12 protein-coding genes are annotated in these 17,438 nt (G+C 63.1%); 6 read left to right on the forward strand and 6 right to left on the reverse strand.

The window, feature by feature from the left end; genetic code table 11:
- Positions 1 to 8: 8 nt before the first annotated feature.
- The 3 genes from kdpC to kdpA are packed head-to-tail and all read right to left on the reverse strand — an operon-like array spanning position 9 to position 4,439.
- Complete coding sequence (kdpC, locus tag E8L22_RS19465; protein ID WP_136526762.1) at positions 9 to 575, reverse strand: potassium-transporting ATPase subunit KdpC; 567 nt, start codon at positions 573 to 575, stop codon at positions 9 to 11.
- A 10-nt stretch (positions 576 to 585) separates the two neighbouring features.
- Positions 586 to 2,652, reverse strand: a complete 2,067-nt coding sequence (gene kdpB, locus E8L22_RS19470) for a potassium-transporting ATPase subunit KdpB (protein WP_136526763.1) — start codon at positions 2,650 to 2,652, stop codon at positions 586 to 588.
- A 2-nt stretch (positions 2,653 to 2,654) separates the two neighbouring features.
- On the reverse strand, positions 2,655 to 4,439 hold the full coding sequence (gene kdpA / locus E8L22_RS19475; protein WP_136526764.1) for a potassium-transporting ATPase subunit KdpA: 1,785 nt from the start codon (positions 4,437 to 4,439) through the stop codon (positions 2,655 to 2,657).
- A 278-nt stretch (positions 4,440 to 4,717) separates the two neighbouring features.
- On the opposite strand from kdpA, the gene E8L22_RS19480 reads away from it, so the two are divergent.
- The 5 genes from E8L22_RS19480 (at position 4,718) to E8L22_RS19500 (ending at position 10,892) form a co-directional block, all read left to right on the forward strand.
- Positions 4,718 to 4,903 (forward strand): hypothetical protein, encoded by a 186-nt coding sequence (locus tag E8L22_RS19480; protein WP_136526765.1) that lies wholly within the window; start codon positions 4,718 to 4,720, stop codon positions 4,901 to 4,903.
- On the forward strand, positions 4,900 to 6,681 hold the full coding sequence (locus E8L22_RS19485) for a HAMP domain-containing methyl-accepting chemotaxis protein (RefSeq protein ID WP_162604879.1): 1,782 nt from the start codon (positions 4,900 to 4,902) through the stop codon (positions 6,679 to 6,681). Before E8L22_RS19480 ends, E8L22_RS19485 begins: the two co-directional genes overlap by 4 nt.
- Positions 6,682 to 6,862: 181 nt before the next feature.
- The gene (locus tag E8L22_RS19490; RefSeq protein WP_136526767.1) at positions 6,863 to 7,456 is read left to right on the forward strand and encodes a PAS domain-containing protein; all 594 of its coding nucleotides are present in this window, start codon (positions 6,863 to 6,865) and stop codon (positions 7,454 to 7,456) included.
- A gap of 291 nt (positions 7,457 to 7,747) precedes the next feature.
- On the forward strand, positions 7,748 to 9,568 hold the full coding sequence (locus E8L22_RS19495; protein ID WP_136526768.1) for a sensor histidine kinase: 1,821 nt from the start codon (positions 7,748 to 7,750) through the stop codon (positions 9,566 to 9,568).
- Entirely contained in the window at positions 9,546 to 10,892 is a 1,347-nt protein-coding gene (locus E8L22_RS19500) for a sigma-54-dependent transcriptional regulator (protein ID WP_136526769.1), read from the forward strand. The genes E8L22_RS19495 and E8L22_RS19500 overlap by 23 nt, the downstream gene beginning before the upstream one ends.
- A gap of 30 nt (positions 10,893 to 10,922) precedes the next feature.
- Here E8L22_RS19500 and E8L22_RS19505 read toward each other — a convergent pair whose 3' ends face one another.
- From E8L22_RS19505 to E8L22_RS19515, 3 genes are read right to left on the reverse strand one after another with little or no spacing between them, the layout of a single operon-like run.
- Positions 10,923 to 12,203 carry a hypothetical protein gene (locus E8L22_RS19505; RefSeq protein ID WP_246044806.1) on the reverse strand — a complete coding sequence of 427 codons (1,281 nt, stop codon included), beginning with the start codon at positions 12,201 to 12,203 and terminating at the stop codon, positions 10,923 to 10,925.
- Positions 12,204 to 12,238: 35 nt separating this feature from the next.
- Positions 12,239 to 13,594: a hypothetical protein gene (locus E8L22_RS19510; protein WP_407925358.1), complete on the reverse strand. Its 1,356-nt coding sequence runs from the start codon at positions 13,592 to 13,594 to the stop codon at positions 12,239 to 12,241.
- A gap of 3 nt (positions 13,595 to 13,597) precedes the next feature.
- Complete coding sequence (locus E8L22_RS19515; RefSeq protein WP_136526771.1) at positions 13,598 to 15,232, reverse strand: benzoate-CoA ligase family protein; 1,635 nt, start codon at positions 15,230 to 15,232, stop codon at positions 13,598 to 13,600.
- A 237-nt stretch (positions 15,233 to 15,469) separates the two neighbouring features.
- Here E8L22_RS19515 and E8L22_RS19520 point away from each other — a divergent pair, with 237 nt between their 5' ends.
- The gene (locus E8L22_RS19520) at positions 15,470 to 17,326 is read left to right on the forward strand and encodes a bifunctional acetyl-CoA hydrolase/transferase family protein/GNAT family N-acetyltransferase (RefSeq protein ID WP_136526772.1); all 1,857 of its coding nucleotides are present in this window, start codon (positions 15,470 to 15,472) and stop codon (positions 17,324 to 17,326) included.
- Positions 17,327 to 17,438 lie beyond the last annotated feature (112 nt).

The following is a 17,438-nucleotide window of genomic DNA, read 5'->3' on the forward strand; positions in this document are numbered from 1 at the left end:
CGAGGCTCCTACTTCATCGTGTCAAGGGCCAGGTTCAACTCCAGCACGTTCACCCGCGGCTCCCCTATGAAGCCGAGCTGCCGCCCCTGCGTGTGCTTGGTGATCAGGCGTTCCAGGTCGGCCGCCTTCATCCCGCGCGCCCGCGCCACCCGCTCCGCCTGGATGGCGGCCCCCTGCGGCGAGATTTCCGGGTCGAGACCGCTCGCGGACGCCTGCACCAGCTCGGCAGGCAGCGTCCGCGTCGCGCCGCTTTCCCTTAAGGCCCGCACCCTTTGCGCAACCGTCTTCAGGTAGTCCGGGTTGGTGGGGCCCGCGTTGGAGCCACCCGAGGCCATCGGGTTGTAGGGGAAGCCGTCGGTGGCCGAGGGGCGGGGCCAGAAGTATTTCGCCCCGGTGAAGGGCTGGCCGATCAGCCTGGAACCGACGCTGACTCCGGCGGCATCGGCAATGAAGCTGCCGTCTGCCTGGCTCGGGAAGGCGAGCTGGGCGATGCCGGTTACGACGAGCGGGTAGGCGCCACCCAAAAGCAGCGTGAAGGCGATGAACAGCATAAGCGTCGGGCGTATGTCTTTCATGTCGGTTCTCCTATAGCATCAAGCCGACCAGGATGTCGATCAGCTTGATGCCGACGAAGGGGGCGACGACCCCGCCGACGCCGAAAACGAGCAGGTTGCGGATCAAGAGCCTCTCGGCTGGCATGGGGCGAAACTTGGTCCCCTTGAGTGCCAGCGGCACGAGGAACGGGATGATTAGGGCGTTGAAGATGACCGCCGAGAGGATCGCGGAGAGCGGACTGCCAAGCCGCATCACGTTCAGCGCACCGAGCTGCGGGTAGATGGAGAGGAGCATCGCGGGGACGATGGCAAAGTACTTGGCGACGTCGTTGGAGATCGAGAAGGTGGTCAGGTTGCCGCGGGTCATCAGGATTTGCTTACCGACCTCGACTATGTCCAGGAGCTTCGTCGGGTTCGAGTCGAGGTCGATGATGTTGGCCGCCTCGCGCGCGGGCTGCGTCCCGGTGTTCATCGCCACCGCCACGTCCGCCTGTGCGAGGGCAGGCGCGTCGTTGGTGCCGTCTCCGGTCATCGCCACCATGAAACCCGCCTCCTGGTGCTCTCTTATCAGGCGGAGCTTGTCTTCGGGTTTTGCCTGGGCGAGGAAGTCGTCCACCTGGGCCTCGGCGGCGATGGCGGCCGCGGTCAACTGGTTGTCCCCGGTGATCATCACCGTCTTGATCCCCATGCTGCGCAGTTGCTGGAAGCGCTCCTGGATCCCCCCCTTTATGATGTCCTTAAGGTTGATCACCCCGATCACGTCGGCGTCGCGCGACACCACGAGCGGCGTCGCCCCGGCGCGGGCGATGCGGTCCACAATTACGGGTAGGTCGGCCGGAACGCCTGACGCGCCGAGGCTCACGACGAAGGCGACCGCCGAGTCGGCAGCGCCCTTGCGGTACTTCACCCCCGCCGTGTCCAGCCCCGAGAGACGGGTCTCGGCTGAGAAGGGGACGCTCCGTCCGTCGGCCGGGAGCTCGGCCACAAGGCCGTGCTTCTCGCGGGCGAGGGCGACGATGCTGCGCCCCTCCGGGGTCTCGTCGGAGAGCGACGCCATGAGTGCGGCCTGCGCCACCTCCGCTTCCGTGTGGCCGCCGACCGGGACGAATTCCACCGCCTCGCGGTTGCCGAGCGTGATGGTGCCGGTCTTGTCGAGCAGTAGCACGCTCACGTCCCCGGCCGCCTCGATGGCGCGCCCGGAGAGGGCGATGACGTTCTTCTGGAAGAGCCGGTCCATCCCGGCGATGCCGATCGCGGGGAGGAGGGCTGCTATCGTGGTGGGGGCCAGGCAGACGAAGAGGGCGACGAGCACGGTGAGCGAGACCGGCGCACCGTGCCCCGCGGCCCCCGCGCTGTAGAGCGACAGCGGGCGGATGTTCACGCAGACCAGGAAAAAGACCAGGGTGAGCGCGATGAGGAGCACCTCGAGCGCGATCTCGTTCGGCGTCTTCCTCCTTTTCGCCCCCTCGATGAGCGAGATCATCCGGTCGAGGAAGGTCTCACCCGGGTTCGCGGTGATCCGCACCACGATGCTGTTTGCGATCACCTCGGTCCCGCCGGTGACGGCGCTGCGATCGCCGCCGGATTCGCGCACCACCGGGGCCGATTCTCCGGTCACCGCCGCCTCGTTCACAAGGGCAGCTCCGGCGACCACGTCCCCGTCGCCGGCGATCATCTCGTGCGCCCCGACCAGGATGTAGTCGTCCTTTCTTAGGTGCTCGGCCGGGACCTTCTCGTAGGGGGCGTCCAGTTCCGGGCGCTTGAGCCTTTTCGCCGTCACCTCGGTGCGGCTTTTGCGAAGGGATGCGGCGCGCGCCTTGCCGCGCCCCTCGGCGAGGGATTCGGCGAAGGTCGAGAAGATCACGGTGAGCCAGAGAAAGAGCGAGACGAGGCCGGTGAAAAAGGGAGGCTCGCCGTTTTTGCCCGCGAGGGACATGGCGAAGGTGCAGAGGGTGACGACGCTCGCCACCTCGACGCTCAGCATGACCGGGTTGCGCCAGAGCGCGCGCGGGTCGAGTTTTCTGAAGGACTCGACGAGCGCGGGTTTAAGGATGCGCGGGTCGAACATGGAAACCGGTGCCGGTGCGTGTTTGGACATGGCTATTTCCCTCCCAGCATGGTCACGTGCTCGACGATGGGCCCGAGGCTCAAAGCCGGGAAGAAGGTGAGCGCGCCGACGACGAGGATGACCAGGGAGAGCCAGAGGGCGAAGGGGACCTTGTCCGTTGGGAGCGTCCCGAGACTCGGCGGGACGTACTTCTTTCCGACGAGCGACCCCGCCATGGCGAGGGAAGCGACGATGGGGGCGAAACGCCCGACGAACATGGCGAGGGAGCCGGTCAGGTTGTAGAAGAGGGTGTTCGCGGCGAGACCTGCGAAGGCGCTGCCGTTGTTGTTGGACATGGAGGCGAAGGCGTAGAGGATCTCGGAAAGGCCGTGGGCGCCGGGGTTCGCCATGGAGGCGACCGCTTGAGGGGTCCAAAGGGCCAGGGTCGTGAAGAAGAGCACCAGGACACCGGAGGTCATCACGGTCACGATGGACATCCACATCTCGCGCACCTCGATCTTCTTGCCGAGAAATTCCGGGGTGCGCCCGATCATGAGCCCCGCCACGAAAACCGCAATCACCACGAAGGCGATCATGGTGTAAAGCCCGGTTCCCACGCCGCCGACCACCACCTCGGAGAGGAGGATGAGCGACAGGGGTACCATCCCGCCAAGCGGAGTCATCGAGTCGTGCATCGCGTTTACCGCGCCGCATGAGGTGCCGGTGGTGGCGCTGCTGAAAAGGGCACTTCCCGCAACGCCGAAGCGCGTTTCCTTACCCTCCAAGTTCACCTGTTGCACGCCGAGTTTTGCAACGAGCGGGTTTCCGGCGGACTCGGCCGCGTAGTTGATCCCGATGGCCAGGACCAGCAGGGCGAGCATCACCGCGAGGATGGCCCACCCCTGGCGCGGGTTCCCCGCCATCTCCCCGAAGGTCAAGGTGAGCGAGGCGCCGATCAGCAGGATCAGGAAGGCCTCGATCAGGTTGGTAAGCGGCGTCGGGTTCTCGTAGGGGTGCGCCGAGTTGGCGTTGAAGAAGCCGCCTCCGTTGGTCCCGAGCTCCTTGATCGCCTCCTGCGAGGCCACCGGTCCCATCGGTACCGTCACCTCCCGCACGACAACCCTTTCGGTGACTGCGTTACCCCGCGCGTCGCGCACCGCGTTGCCCCCGCCGTCCACCTTCGCCTTGTCGTAAGTGAGGGGCTGGACCAGAGGCATCATTTTGTAGGGGCCCAGGTTCTGGATCACCCCCTGGGAAACCAGAAGGGGGGCTACGAGCAGCGAGACCGGGAGGAGCACGTAGAGGATTGACCGGGTGAGATCGACATGGAAGTTGCCGATGAGATCGGAGCGGTGCCTTGCGAAGCCGCGTATCGTCGCGATGGCCACCGCGATCCCGGTTGCGGCGGATAGGAAGTTGTGCACCGTGAAGCCGAACATCTGGGTGAAATAGCTCGCCGAGGTCTCGCCCGAGTAGGCCTGCCAGTTGGTGTTGGTCATGAAGCTCACCGCGGCGTTCAGCGCTAGGTGCCAGGGAAAGGAGGTGAACTTTTGCGGGTTGAAGGGGAGCGCGCCCTGCAAAAGCAGGATGGCGAAGAGTGCTACGCCCCCTGCCAGGTTGAAAAGGACGAGCGACAGCGCGTAACGCCGCCAGGGCATCTCCTCGTTTCTGTCCACACCGCACACCCGGTACAGGATGTTTTCGCACGGGACGAGCAGAGGCGACAGGAAGGTACGCTCGCCGCGGAACACCCGGGCGAGGTAAGCCCCGAACGGTTTGACCGCCGCCAGGAGTATCACGAAAAAGACGATGGTTTGCATCCATCCGTAGTTATTCATTATCTCTCTCCACCTTTCAGTTTACCGCACTGTCAAAGATAGTCTTCCGAGCCTTAAGACGGCGTCAAAATAGGTCCCGAAGGCATTAAGAGAGCGTTAAAACCGGATTGCCTGCGCTACTGTCACCGCCAGGCCAGGGGGATGCGGGGCCTTTGCCTGGTGGCGATGACTGTGCGCTCGAAATCTTCTGATCGAATTAACGCGACTGCAACACCGCTGCAACATACCGGCGCTATCCTTCCCTTAAAAAAATGAGAAGAGAGAGAAGGAGTGAACACATGGATCTTATGCCGGTAGGTGATCGTTACATCTGGTACTGCGACTGGTGCGACACGAAGAACGTGACGCCTTGGGTGAGAGTGAGTGAGAAGGAAGTCTGCTGCGCGGCATGCCACAAGAGCTTCCCGTCTTCCGGCAAACCGGAGCCTGTGATGGCCTCGGCAGGTCGGAGACAGTTGCTATGACAAAGCGGTCTTTGAGCGGTGCGGTCAGGACGGGAAGAAAAGGGGTGACCATGAAGTGGTACGCGGGACTTCCGCTCGGAAGGAAGATCCTAGCCGGCTTTTTGCTGGTGGCCGGGCTTTGCGGGGTGAGCGGCATGGTGGCGGCGGGGAGCATCTACGAGGTCGGGGCACGCGCGGAAACGATGTACGTCGGGAACCTGGTCCCCCTTAGCAAACTTCCGGAGCTGGTCAGGGACTACCAGGCCTCCCTGTACCTGCTGCGGGACATCATCATGGACCCTTCCGAACAGGAGCGGCAGGAGCACCGGGAGCAGCTGAACCGCTGCACGCAAAAGGTGGAGCAGGGGCTGGCGGAGTTCTTCGCCTCGAACCGCACCCCGCAGGGGAGGGAGCTGCAAAAAAGCATCGCCGAGGACCTGAAGCTGTACGGCTTCTTCAGGGACAAGATCGTCGATCTGGCCGCCGAGGGGCGCCGGGACGAAGCGATCAACATCATGCGCAACCAGGGGGGAGATGTCATCGCCAGGGTCGACCAGGGGATCGCCGCGGTCGTTGCCCTGAACAGAACCCAGGCGCAAAAGAGTTTTGCCGACAACGACCGGATGGCGCGGCTCGCGCTCGGGGTGAGCGCGCTCTTCCTTTCGCTGGGAGCGGCGGCCGCCTTGGCCGCGGGGTACTTCTTATCCCGCAGCATCACCGCGCCCCTCGCAGCTGTCGGGGGGAAGGTCGCCGAGATCGCCTCGGGGGATCTCACCGTTCGGGTCGATGCGGCACATGCGGAAGAAGACTCCCGGAACGAACTGCACCGTCTCTCCCGCAACGTGAACCAGATGGCGCAGACGCTGCACTCGGTCGTTTCCTGCATCGCCACGGAATCGAAGAGCCTTTCCAGCGCCTCCGGCACATTGAGCGAGAGATCCGCGGGGATGGTGCAGCGTGCGGTGCTGGCGGGCAAGGAGATAGACTCGGTGGCCGGTTCCAGCGCGGAGATCAACGTCACGGCATCCGAGATCGCACGGAACTGTTCGGTTGCCGCCGACAACGTCGCCATCGCGAACCGCGCCGTGGAATCGGCTCGCGGCGTCATGGGCGAGACCATCGAGACCATGCAGGCGATAGGGGCGCATTCCCGCGAGACCTCCCTCGTCGTTGCGGAGCTCGGCAGGCGCTCTCAGCAGATAGGCGAGATCACCGACACCATCAACGACATCGCGGACCAGACCAACCTGCTGGCCTTAAACGCAGCCATCGAGGCCGCCCGCGCGGGAGAGCAGGGGAGGGGCTTCGCGGTGGTCGCCGACGAGGTCCGCGCCCTGGCTTCGCGCACCACGGCCGCCACGCGTGAGATCTCCGAAATGATCAAGGCGATCCAGCGGGAGACGCGTCGCGCCATGGATGCCATGGAAAAAGGGGTTGGCGAGGCGGAGCGCGGCGTGGCCAAGGCGTTTTCCACGGGCGAGGCCCTGAATGCCGTCACGGCGACCATCGAATCGATTGCCGGAGAGGTGAGTCAGATCGCCACGGCCGCAGAGGAGCAGAGCCTGTCGGTGCATGCGGTGGCTGGGAACATCAGTCACGTCACCGGAGTCATCAGAGAAAGCGGCGCCGGAGCCCAGGAATTCGCCAACGCCGCAGCGCATATGCACGCGATCGCCGAAGAACTGAAGGTTGTCGTGAGCCGCTTCCAAATTGGACAGCGGGATAATGATTGTAGAGAGTTGGAAGAGGCGGTGGAGCCCCGGGCATCGTATCTTGTCACGGCACCAGCCATGTCCTAGACAGCGGTATTTTTTCATGCCTTCCTGCCCGCGGCCCCACGAAGGTGAGCCGGAAAACAGCTTTGGTGGCCGAGGATGCTGTAAACCATTGACACACGGCAAGTTACGTGCGATATCCATGAGCCCGAAGCCGCGCATGCCGTAGAGGAGCCTCAGGCTTCCAGGCGTCAAAGGAGAAGCCATGGAAAATATAAGCGCCTGCTGTTTGTCAGTGCTGAATTCGATACCGCTCATAATTTTCGTGGTGGACAACGATGTGCGGATACGCGATCTGAACAAGACGGCGGCAACGACCTTCGGTCTCGACAAAGACGCGATCTACAACAAACGCGGTGGAGAGGTTTTCCACTGCCTGCATTCCCACGATGTCCCGGAAGGATGCGGTAGGGCGCCGATCTGCAAGAGCTGCGTGGTCAGAAACTCGGTTACGCTGAGTTTCGGCGGCCAGACCGTTTCCAAGAGCCGGGCGAAGTTCGAGATTCAGGTCGGAGGCTCCAAAAAGGAGCTGGAGCTGCTGATAACGACCAGTCCCGTTGAGTTAAACGGCGAGAAGCTGGTTCTTCTTATGCTGGAAGACATCAGTGAGTTCACCATGCTGAAGAACATCATCCCGATCTGCATGCACTGCAAGAAGATCCGTGATGATCAGGACTACTGGCATAGCGTTGAAGAGTACTTCAACGCATACGTCGGGGTCGATTTCTCCCACGGCATCTGCCAGAGCTGCCTCGACAAACTCCACCCGGAAGTGCGTGAGGCGCTCAACCGGAAATAGCTGCCGTGCTTCTCCTTGTGGCGCGAGCCTTCCATCGATCATTCGACTCCCGTTTCCCACCTCTGTTGTTTCTTTTCCCGCATGACCGATCATCCTGGCAGGCACCGCCGATGTGGCGGTGCCTGCCAGCCCCGCGTAGAAGTCCGCTTTAGTTTTCGCTTCCCTTCCTGGACGGAAAATTAAGCAGGAAAACGGCTTGACCGAAAAAAGGTAATAAGGTACCTTTATACGCCAATAGCCTCCGGCAACCACCTCGCTGGTAGTGAAGCTGCACCCAAAATGGGATCCGTGATGACCGGTTTCTTGCGCAGGCACAAGGTTTCACTGACTCTCGCGGCCGTCGTCGCCCTGACCGTTTACGCACTGATCATCATCGTTGACGCCAACGACGATGTGCGCGCGGAGGCGAGGGCGAGGTTCTTCGAGCAGTACAGCCGGCAGCAGTACCTGGTGGCGCAGTTGACGGCGAACTCCCTGGACGAGCTCTTCGCCACGCTGCACCGGAATCTTGACCTGGTCGCCAGTCTGTTCGAGGGTCAACGGGTGGACCCGCGAAGAGCACGGGCGGTGCGTGCAAGCCTCGGCAAGATCTACGTCTCCCTTTCCGGCACGCCGGTCATCGACCTGGTGGTTTTCGACGCGAACGGGACCGCCGCCGCCATAGAGCCCCACGATTCCTTCACCCTCGGGCGCAGCTATGCCTGGCGCGACTACTACCGGTGGATGCGTGACCGGAGGGAGCCGGGGCGCATGTACGTGTCGCCCCTCATGCGCATGGAAGGGGGACGCTTGCGCGGCGCGAAGGAACTCATCGTCGCGGAGGGGATCTACGGCGTCGGCGGCGAGTTCCGCGGCGTGGTCGCCTGCACCGTCGACTTCGATCAGCTGGCACGCAAACACATCCTGTCGGTGAGGATGGGAAAACACGGCCATGCCTGGCTCATGGACAACACCACGAGGACCATCCTGGTCGATCCGAACGGCAGGATCGCGGGGATGGGCTTCGACGAGGCGCTGCGAAACAAGTGGGACCGCCTGTACCGACTGCTCATGCGGGCCGGCGACGGCAGGCCGGGGAGCGGCTGGTACGACTTTCATGATCCGGACGACCCTTCCCGGCAGGTGCGCAAACTGGTGAGCTACCACCCGGTGCGCCTCGACAACCGGCTCTGGACGGTCGGCGTGGCGACCCCGGAGCGGGAGGTCGAGGCGCTGCTCACCTCCTTTTTGCAACGGCAGGAATTCATCTCAACCGCCCTCCTTACCACCATTCTCGGGGTGGCCGCCTTTCTGCTCGCCCTTCTTTTCAACTGGAACAGAACCCTCTCCACCCAGGTGGCGCTCCATACCCGTGCGCTGAGCGACACCCATGCCCGCCTTAAGTCCACCTTCGACGAACTGCTGGTGGCGAAGAAGGTGGCCGCGACCGGTCACCTGGCCCTGGGGCTTGCCCACGAGATCCGCAATCCCCTATCCGCCATCAGGATGAACATGCAGATGATCCGCAAGAGGATAGAACCCTCCGGCGTCATGTTCGAGAACTTCTCCATCGTCGAAGGGGAGATCAAGCGCCTGAACCGTCTGTTGAACGACGTGCTGGACTTCGCGCGTCCGCGCCCGCTCAGGCTGCGGAACGTCCCGGTGGCCGAACTCGCCGGGCGCCTCATGCAACTCATGTCACAGCGCCTGACCGACCGCGGCATCACCGTTACCACCGATCTCGACCCGGAGCTGCGCCTTGTCTGCGATCCGGAACAAATCCACCAGGTGCTTTTGAACCTCGTTCTGAACGCGATGGAGGCGATGGAGGGGAGTGAGCGGAAGCAACTGGAGATCAGGGCACGCGCGAAGGGGGAGCACGCCCTCATCGAGGTGTGCGACACGGGGGCGGGGATTGCGCCCGGCAAATGCGAGCAGCTGTTCGATCCCTTCTACACGACGAAAGCAGTGGGGGGGCTCGGGCTTTCGATCCTGCAGACCATAGTGATGAACCACGGCGGAGGCGTCAGCGTCCATAGCGAGCCCGGTGCGGGGGCCGCTTTCACCATTACCCTGCCGCGAAGCGGTCCGCCGGGAAACGGAGAATGCATTGAAGACCATCCTTATTGCTGACGACGATGCCGCCATCAGGCGCACCCTGGAACTGCACCTTTGCGAGGAGGGATACTCCGTGGTCACCGCGGGAAACGGACGCAGCGCCGTGGAGATCGCCGCCGAGAGCCGCATCGACCTGGTCCTTCTCGACCTGCGCCTTGGGGGAGTGGACGGTTTCGAGGCGTTAAAGCTCATGAAGGAGCGCCGGGGGGATTTGCCGGTGGTGATGGTCACCGCCTACGACGACATGCAGACGGCGATCGAGGCGATAAGGCTTGGCGCCATAGATCACCTGGGCAAGCCGGTCGATCTCGACCACCTGGACAAGGTGATCGCCCGCATCTTCCAGATGAGCGCCCTTTCCAAAAGCGGGGTGGCCTTCTGCGATTCCCCCGATCCCCCGTTCGAGCCGAACACCATGGTGGGACGCTCCAGGGGGATCAAGGAGATATACAAGGTGATCGGGGCGGTCGCGGACTCGCGCGCGACCGTGCTGATTCAGGGGGAGAGCGGCACCGGCAAGGAGATGGTGGCGAGGGCGCTTCATTTCAACAGCAGTTTCCGCAACCGTCCCTTCATCGCGGTCGCCTGCTCCTCGCTCGCCCCGACCATCCTGGAAAGCGAGCTCTTCGGCCACGAGAAAGGGGCCTTCACCGGCGCCTACCGGACCAAACCGGGCAAGTTCGAACTGGCCCAGGGGGGGACGCTGTTTCTCGACGAGATCTCGGAGGTGAGCCAGGAGATCCAGGTGAAGCTCTTGCGCTTTCTCCAGGAGAGGGAGTTCGAGAGGGTGGGGGGAGTGGAGACCATCAAGGCGGACGTGCGCGTGGTCACCGCGACCAACAAGGCGCTCGCTGGACTTGTGGCTACCGGGGAGTTCCGGCAGGACCTCTACTACCGCCTGAACGTGGTGACCATCGACCTGCCGCCGCTTAGGGATCGAAAGGACGACATCCTCCTCCTGGTCCGCTTCTTCCTCGGGAAGATCAGGCTGGAAACCGGGAAGAACGTGGACGTGGTCCCCCAGGAGACGCTGGATCTGATCCTCGCGCATCCATGGCCGGGAAACGTGCGGGAGCTGGAGAACGCGCTGCGGCGGGCCGTGCTCCTGTCCCGCGGCAGCGTACTCTTGCCGGAATCCCTGCACCTTGGAAGCACGGGAGGGCGGGAGCGGTTCCCCCTGGTGATGAAGCCTCTCCACGAGGTGGAGCGCGAGCATATCGAGAACGTGCTTGCCTTCACCTGCTACGAGAAGAAAAGGGCGGCCGAGATACTGGGGATATCCCGGCCGACCCTGGACCGGCGGCTGAAGGAGTACGGGGTGGAAGAGCCGACGGCGTGAACTGAACCATCACCGGGGATTCAGAAGGGGTCAGCAGTTCCCCTGCTCGGCCGGATTCCCTCCGGGGACGGCGGCGCGCGAGGCGGCGGGCTCGGGCGCCGTTCTCACCAGGGGCCATTTGTCGAAGAAGGTGTTCAGCAAAAGAAGCGTCATGAGCAGGGCGAACTGTCCGGCCAGCACCCCGAGCGGGGGGACGCCCATTCCGAGGTCGTTCGCGCCGTAGGGGATGAGCTTGAAGCTCTTCAGCCAGACGATGCCGTACAGCGTCCCCCCTCCGAACCACGCCGCCATCCTGCAGAGGATCCGAGCGGCTGTGCCCGGCACAAGCTGGGCGTTCGGGTAGTCGTCGAAGAGGTGGTGCCAGGCCAGCATGAAGACGATTACGGAAAGTTCGAGCGAGGCGACCGCCACATCGGCGGGGAGCCCGGGTACGAGGTTCAGCGGGACGATGACGGCCTTGATCGCGGGGGGGAGGAGAAACCCGGCGGCAAGAGCGATGATGAACCCGGCGATCCCCATGAACGGCTGTTTCTTCGCAAAAAACTTCATCGGGTACAGCTCGCCACCCTCGACCGGCATGATGGCGAAGATGACGTAGGCCTGGCAGAAGGCGGCGAAGGCGGGCCACCCCCCGAGGGGCGCGGTGACCACCTGCTCTTCCCCGATGGCGAGCTTCATCCAGCTCGGCACGATCAGCGCCATCCAGGCGATGAAGGTGACGGCGGTGCCAAGCGCCAGGGTCGCCCAACTCTCGAACGGCTTCTCACCCTTGCCTGCGAAAGGCCACTTCTGGAAGAGCGAAACCAGCGGGATCTGCGCGATGATCACGGCCAGCGCGTAGAAGTTCGACGCCTCCCACGCCTCCAGGGCGAGATGGGCCTCGGCTGCGGAACCGGGGGTGAACATGACGGCGAGGCTGAAAGGCTTCCACCAGATCCCGAGGAAGCTGATCAGGACGAGAAACCCGACCGCTCCCGCGCAGAAGGCGATCAGGGTGTAACGGATGCCGGTCCAGGGCTGCCTGGTCGCCACGGCGCTCTTGCCGTGATTTCCCATGACCAGGGTGAGCCAGATCCAGCTGTTGATCACGGTCCAGAAGAAGGTCCCCCTGGCGACCGAGCCGATCAGGTTGCCCGCCGTTTTCGGATCCGCGGCGGCGAGCCCCGCGGCGGCCAGGTTCTGGTAGATCGCCTTCACGGTGAGCGACCACGCCGGCCAGATCAGCATGGCGGCGATGAAGCTCAGCACGAGGGCGGCGGCGCCGGTGGCAAGCGGGCTTTCGAACTGTCTCTTCGTCGTGTGTTGCTCCATAAGATCTCCTTTTCATGCCTGACGTTGCTTCGGGATTAAAAGAAGTAAAAGGCCGAGACCCGGTAGACGTTCGCCACCCCTTTATCGGAGGTGCCCGCCGCGTTGTTGCCGTAGCGGGTGTCCAGGTGCTGGTATTCCGTTCCGAAGCGGATGGCTGCGTTGATGTCGTAGGAGACGTTGGCGAAGATCTGCGAGCTCCATTTCTGGAAGTTCGCGATCCCGTCGTAGCTTCCGTAATCGTAGGCGTTGCGCCTACCGTAACCGGCGGCGAAGCCCAGGTTTTGCGTCGGGTAGAAGATACCCTGGCCGAACATGCCGTACCCTTTCGCCGGGACCTTATGTCCCGCAGGCCCGGTGAGCGGTGTGGCGGTGGCGTAGTTGAAAGACATGTTCGCCGCCTGGTAGGTCTGGGCCTCGAGGCTCGCGGTCATCGCGCGGCTCTTGCCGTCTTTGGACGGCAGAAGCGGCACGAAGAGGTAGCCGCCGTACCCCCAGGAGGCGACGCTCCTGTCGTTCTCGCCAACGTCCTCCCTGCCGTACAGGCCGAAGAGCCCGGCCTGCAACGGGTTCATGGAGAGCCCCCAGAAACCAGGTGCTACGCCGAGGCTTTTGCTCACCAGCATCGCCTGGCCCGCGGTGTTCACCGCGCCTCCCCAGGTGTCCGTGGCCGCGCCTGACTGCTGGTTCGAGTCCTGTACCGGGTTTTGCAGCGAGAGGCTCAGCTTCAAAAGGTTCTGCTCGGAGAGTTTCACCTTCTGCGTGACCCTGAGCTGCGCCACGCGTGGCTGCTGCGGGTTGCCGGCGGTGGCGCCCAGGCCGAAATCGAGGGTGGAGGCGTTTGCCACGCCGAAGTTATCCCAGTACTGGCCGAAAAGGAGCTGGGTGTTCTCCCAGTCCAGCGTGCCGTAGGCGTGGCGCATGCGCAGGTTCCCTGACTCATTCGTGCCGTTGGCGCCGTAGAAGTCGACCTCGATAAGCGCCGCGGTCTTGGCGCCCAGTACGGGAGGTCCGGCGACCTTGAACCAGAGGCGCGACTGACGCGCGGTGAAGACCGACTGGTCCTGCTTTCCGGCGGGTGAGCTCGTCTTCGGGATGCCCCCCTGCTGCAACGTCGCCAAGGCGCCGTTACCCCCAAGGTTCACCGAGTTGTGGACGTAGTCGAGCTTCACCATCCCGCCGAGGCTCAGGTTGAACTTGCTCGTAACGGGCGACGAGAGCTTGCCGTAGAAGCCGGGGGCCACCTCGCAGGAGGGGTCGAAGTCGCAGTTGTAGGCCGGTGCAGCACTCGGGGCGAGTTCCTGGCCGAAGGCGGGAGCGGCGAGAAGTAAAATGGCGGCTGAGAGGCTTTTCTTGTTGAGCACGGATGCCCTCCTTTTCAATTGATGCCGCATCTGTCAGGCGGCCTTTTGTTGCTGCAGCATGTCGCGCAGTTCGAAGCGCTTGATCTTGCCGGTGGCGGTCTTCGGGAGCTCATCCATGAACCTGATCCAGCGCGGGTACTTGTACAGGGCGAGCGACGACTTAACGAACTCCTTCAGCTCGGACTCCACCTTCTCAGACGGCTCCTTAGAAGCGGCAAGGACCACGAAGGCCATCGGCTTTACCAGGTCGTCCTCGTCGGACGCGCCGATGACGGCGCATTCGAGAACATCTGGATGCTCGATGAGACATGCCTCCACCTCGTTCGGGGAAACCCAGATCCCCCCGACCTTCAGCATGTCGTCGGAGCGCCCGGCGCAGTAGAAGTACCCTTTTTCGTCGCAGTAGTACTTGTCGCCGGTGTTCACCCACGACCCCATCATGGTCTCGGTGGTTTTCTTGTGCTTGTTCCAGTAGAAGGCGGCGGCACTGTCCCCCTTGACGAGGAGCGTTCCGATCTCCCCGCCGGCCACGTCGCGCATCTCCTCGTCGACGATGCGCGCCTCGTAGCCCGGCACCACCTTGCCGGAGCTTCCCGCGGCGATTTCGCCGGGACGGTTGGATACGAAGATGTGCGCCATCTCGGTCGAGCCGATGCCGTCCAGGATGTCGAGCTGGAAGCGGGCCTTCCAGCGGTGCAGGTAGGAGGGGGGGAGGGCCTCTCCGGCCGAGACGCAAAGACGGACACCGGCCATCTGCCCGTCCTGTTCGAGCATCTGCCCGTAGAGGGTCGGGACCCCAAAATAGAGGGTAGGGCGGTGGCGGCGCACGGTGGCGTAGACCTGTTCGGGAGTCGGCCGGTGGGGCAGGTACACGGCGGTCGCGCCGACGTGGAAGGGGAAGTAGATGCCGTTGCCGAGGCCGTAGGCGAAGAAGAGCTTGGCCGCCGAGAAGAAGACGTCATCCTCCTTGATCTCCAGGATCTTCATGCCGTAGGTGCTCGCCGCGTACACCATGTCGTGTTGCAGGTGCACCGTTCCCTTCGGAGAGCCCGTCGATCCAGAACTGTAGAGCCAGAAACAGGCGTCGTCCCGGCAGGTGGGAGCCGCGTCGAGCCGGTCCGACTGGGCCGCCAAAAGCGTGTCGAAATCCAGATCCCCCGGTCGCATGCCGTTCACTGGTGGCTCGTCCGAGCAAGAAGGGGCTTGTCCCCCGTAGCCTTGGCGAAGGGGGAAGCCTTGGCGAAGGGGGACGACGATTACGTGCTCAAGGAAGGGGAGCTCATTGCGGATCGGCTCGATCAGTTCCAGCAGGGGCGCATCCACCACCAGGACTCGCGTCCTGGAATCGTTCAGGTAGAACCGGAAATCCTGCGAGCGGTTCATCGTGTTCAGACAGACCGGCACCGCACCAATCTTTATGGCGCCGAAGAAGGCCTGCGGATACACCTCCGTATCCAGAAGCAGCAGGGACACCCGCTCCTCCATGCGGACCCCAAGCGACTTCAGGGCGTTGCCGAACCGGTTCATGCCATCCTGCATCCCGGCATAGGTGAGCAAGCGGTCCTCGCAGAGGACAGCCGCTTTTTCCCCTCTTCCCTCACGGACGTTGCGGTCGACGAAATAATCGGCGGCGTTGAAAGCGTCGGGCAGATTCAGACTGTACGGCATGGCGACCTCCTGTTTGGGCGTGGGTTGTGATGAATTCTGAAAAGATGTTTTGCAGATCACGAGCCATATCCAGATTTAAAATTCAAGATTGGCATTAAAAGTGTAAGTCGTTGTATTGTGGCTGTAATTTATGGTGAGTTTATGTGTAACGCTGTTTACTTTTAATGATTGGTGCGACTTGCGTGTAACGTTTTGAGGGGCGGGTGTAAAGGTTTGCATCGGGGAAGGGGGGGCTTTATGGACCGGGAATCGGCGGAGCATTATCGACGGAAACTGACGACGGCGGACGAGGCGGTGCGGCAGATCCAATCCGGTTGGCGCGTCTTTCTCGGCTCGGGCTGCGCGGTGCCGCAGGCGCTTTTGTCCGCGCTGGTGAGGAACGCGGGACGTTTTCACGACCTGGAACTGATACAGCTCTTGGCCTTCGGTACGGCGGACTACTGCACCGGGGATTACGCCGGTCATCTGAGGCACAACTCGTTCTTCATAAGCGGCAAGATCCGGGAGGCGGTCCGCGAAGGGCGGGCGGATTACACCCCGATTTTTCTCAGCGAGATCCCCGAGTTGATCCGCTCCGGGCAGAGGGGGTGCCAGGCGGCCTTGCTGCAACTGTCTCCGCCCGACCGCCACGGCTACTGCAGCATGGGAATCAACGTGGACATACAGCGGGCCGCACTCGACCGGGCGAAGCTCGTCATCGCCGAGATCAACCCGCGCATGCCGCGCACCTTCGGGGATACCTCCGTGCACCTGAGCCGGATCGACCTCGTGGTGGAGTCCGACCTCCCCATCCTGGTCTCCGAGGCAAAGGAACCGGACGAGGTGGAACTGCAGATCGGCTACCACATCTCGCGGCTCGTGGAGAACGGCAGCTGCCTTCAGATGGGTATCGGGGCCATCCCTGGAACCGTCCTCAAGTACCTCGCCGACAAGCGCGATCTAGGGATCCATACTGAGATGTTCAGCGAGTCGCTTTTGCCGCTCATCGAGCAGGGCAATATCACCAACAGGCTTAAAAAGGTGCATCCCTTGAAGAGCGTGGCGAGCTTCGTCATCGGAAGCCGCGCCCTCTATGATTTCGTGGACGGCAACCCCGGCGTTGAGTTCCACCCGTCAGACCATGTCAACGACCCCCGGGTGATCAGCGCGAACGACAACGTGGTCGCCATCAACTCTGCCCTCCAGGTCGATCTCACCGGGCAGATCTGCGCGGACAGCATCGGCTACACCTTCTACAGCGGCATCGGAGGCCAGGTCGATTTCACGCGCGGGGCGGCCATGAGCCGCGGCGGCAAGCCGGTCATCGCGATCCGGAGCACGGCCGGGGAACTTGGCGTAAGCCGCATCGTGGCGCGCATCGACGACGGAACCGGGGTGGTGACGAGCCGAGGCGACGCGCATTACGTGGTGTCGGAATACGGCATCGCCTATCTGCACGGCAAGACGATCCGGGAGCGCGCCCTCGCCCTCATCTCCATCGCCCACCCCGATTACCGCAGGGATTTGCTCGATTTCGTCAAGAAGAAGCACTACGTATACGAGGACGAACAGGTGTGGCAGCAGGCGCTCGACCGTTACCCGCGTGACTACGAGGAGTCGCGCTCGTTCAAGGGGGTGGAGCTTCTGGTGCGCCCGCTGAAGGCGGTGGACGAACGCCTCCTGCAGGAGTTCTTCTACAGTCTCGACCCAGAGAGCGTGTACAACCGGTTCTTCGGCAGCAAGGTCCGGATGGCCCACCGCGAGGCGGCGAAGCTTGTCTGCATCGATTACGACAGTCGGATGGCGCTGGCGGCCTTTGAGCGGGAGGAGGGGGTGGAGAGGATGGTGGCGGTGGCGCGCTACGCGGTGAATCCCCGAAGCGGGATGGCGGAGACCGCCGTGGTCGTGAACGACGGCTTCCGCCGCCTGGGTGTCGCCCGTCATCTCATGCGCCGCCTGGAAAAGTACGCCAGGGGGCGCGGTGTTGAGGGATTTCAGGCCGAGATCCTGCCGACAAACGAGGCGATGCTCCGTTACCACCGCGAGCTCGGGCATTCGCTGGCCCTTTCCCAGGAAAGCGGCAACTTTCACATGGAGTACCGCTTTGAGGCATGAGGCGGCTTATCTGGTAACGGCGTTATTGTTTTACGTCGTCGTCGTTTCCTCCATAACCGTCTCCGACGGAGTGTCCTGCTCTCTAAGCGTTTAATTTGTGCAGTTTCAGCCT

The organism is Geomonas ferrireducens (genome assembly GCF_004917065.1).
GTDB classification, from domain to species: Bacteria; Desulfobacterota; Desulfuromonadia; order Geobacterales; family Geobacteraceae; genus Geomonas; species Geomonas ferrireducens.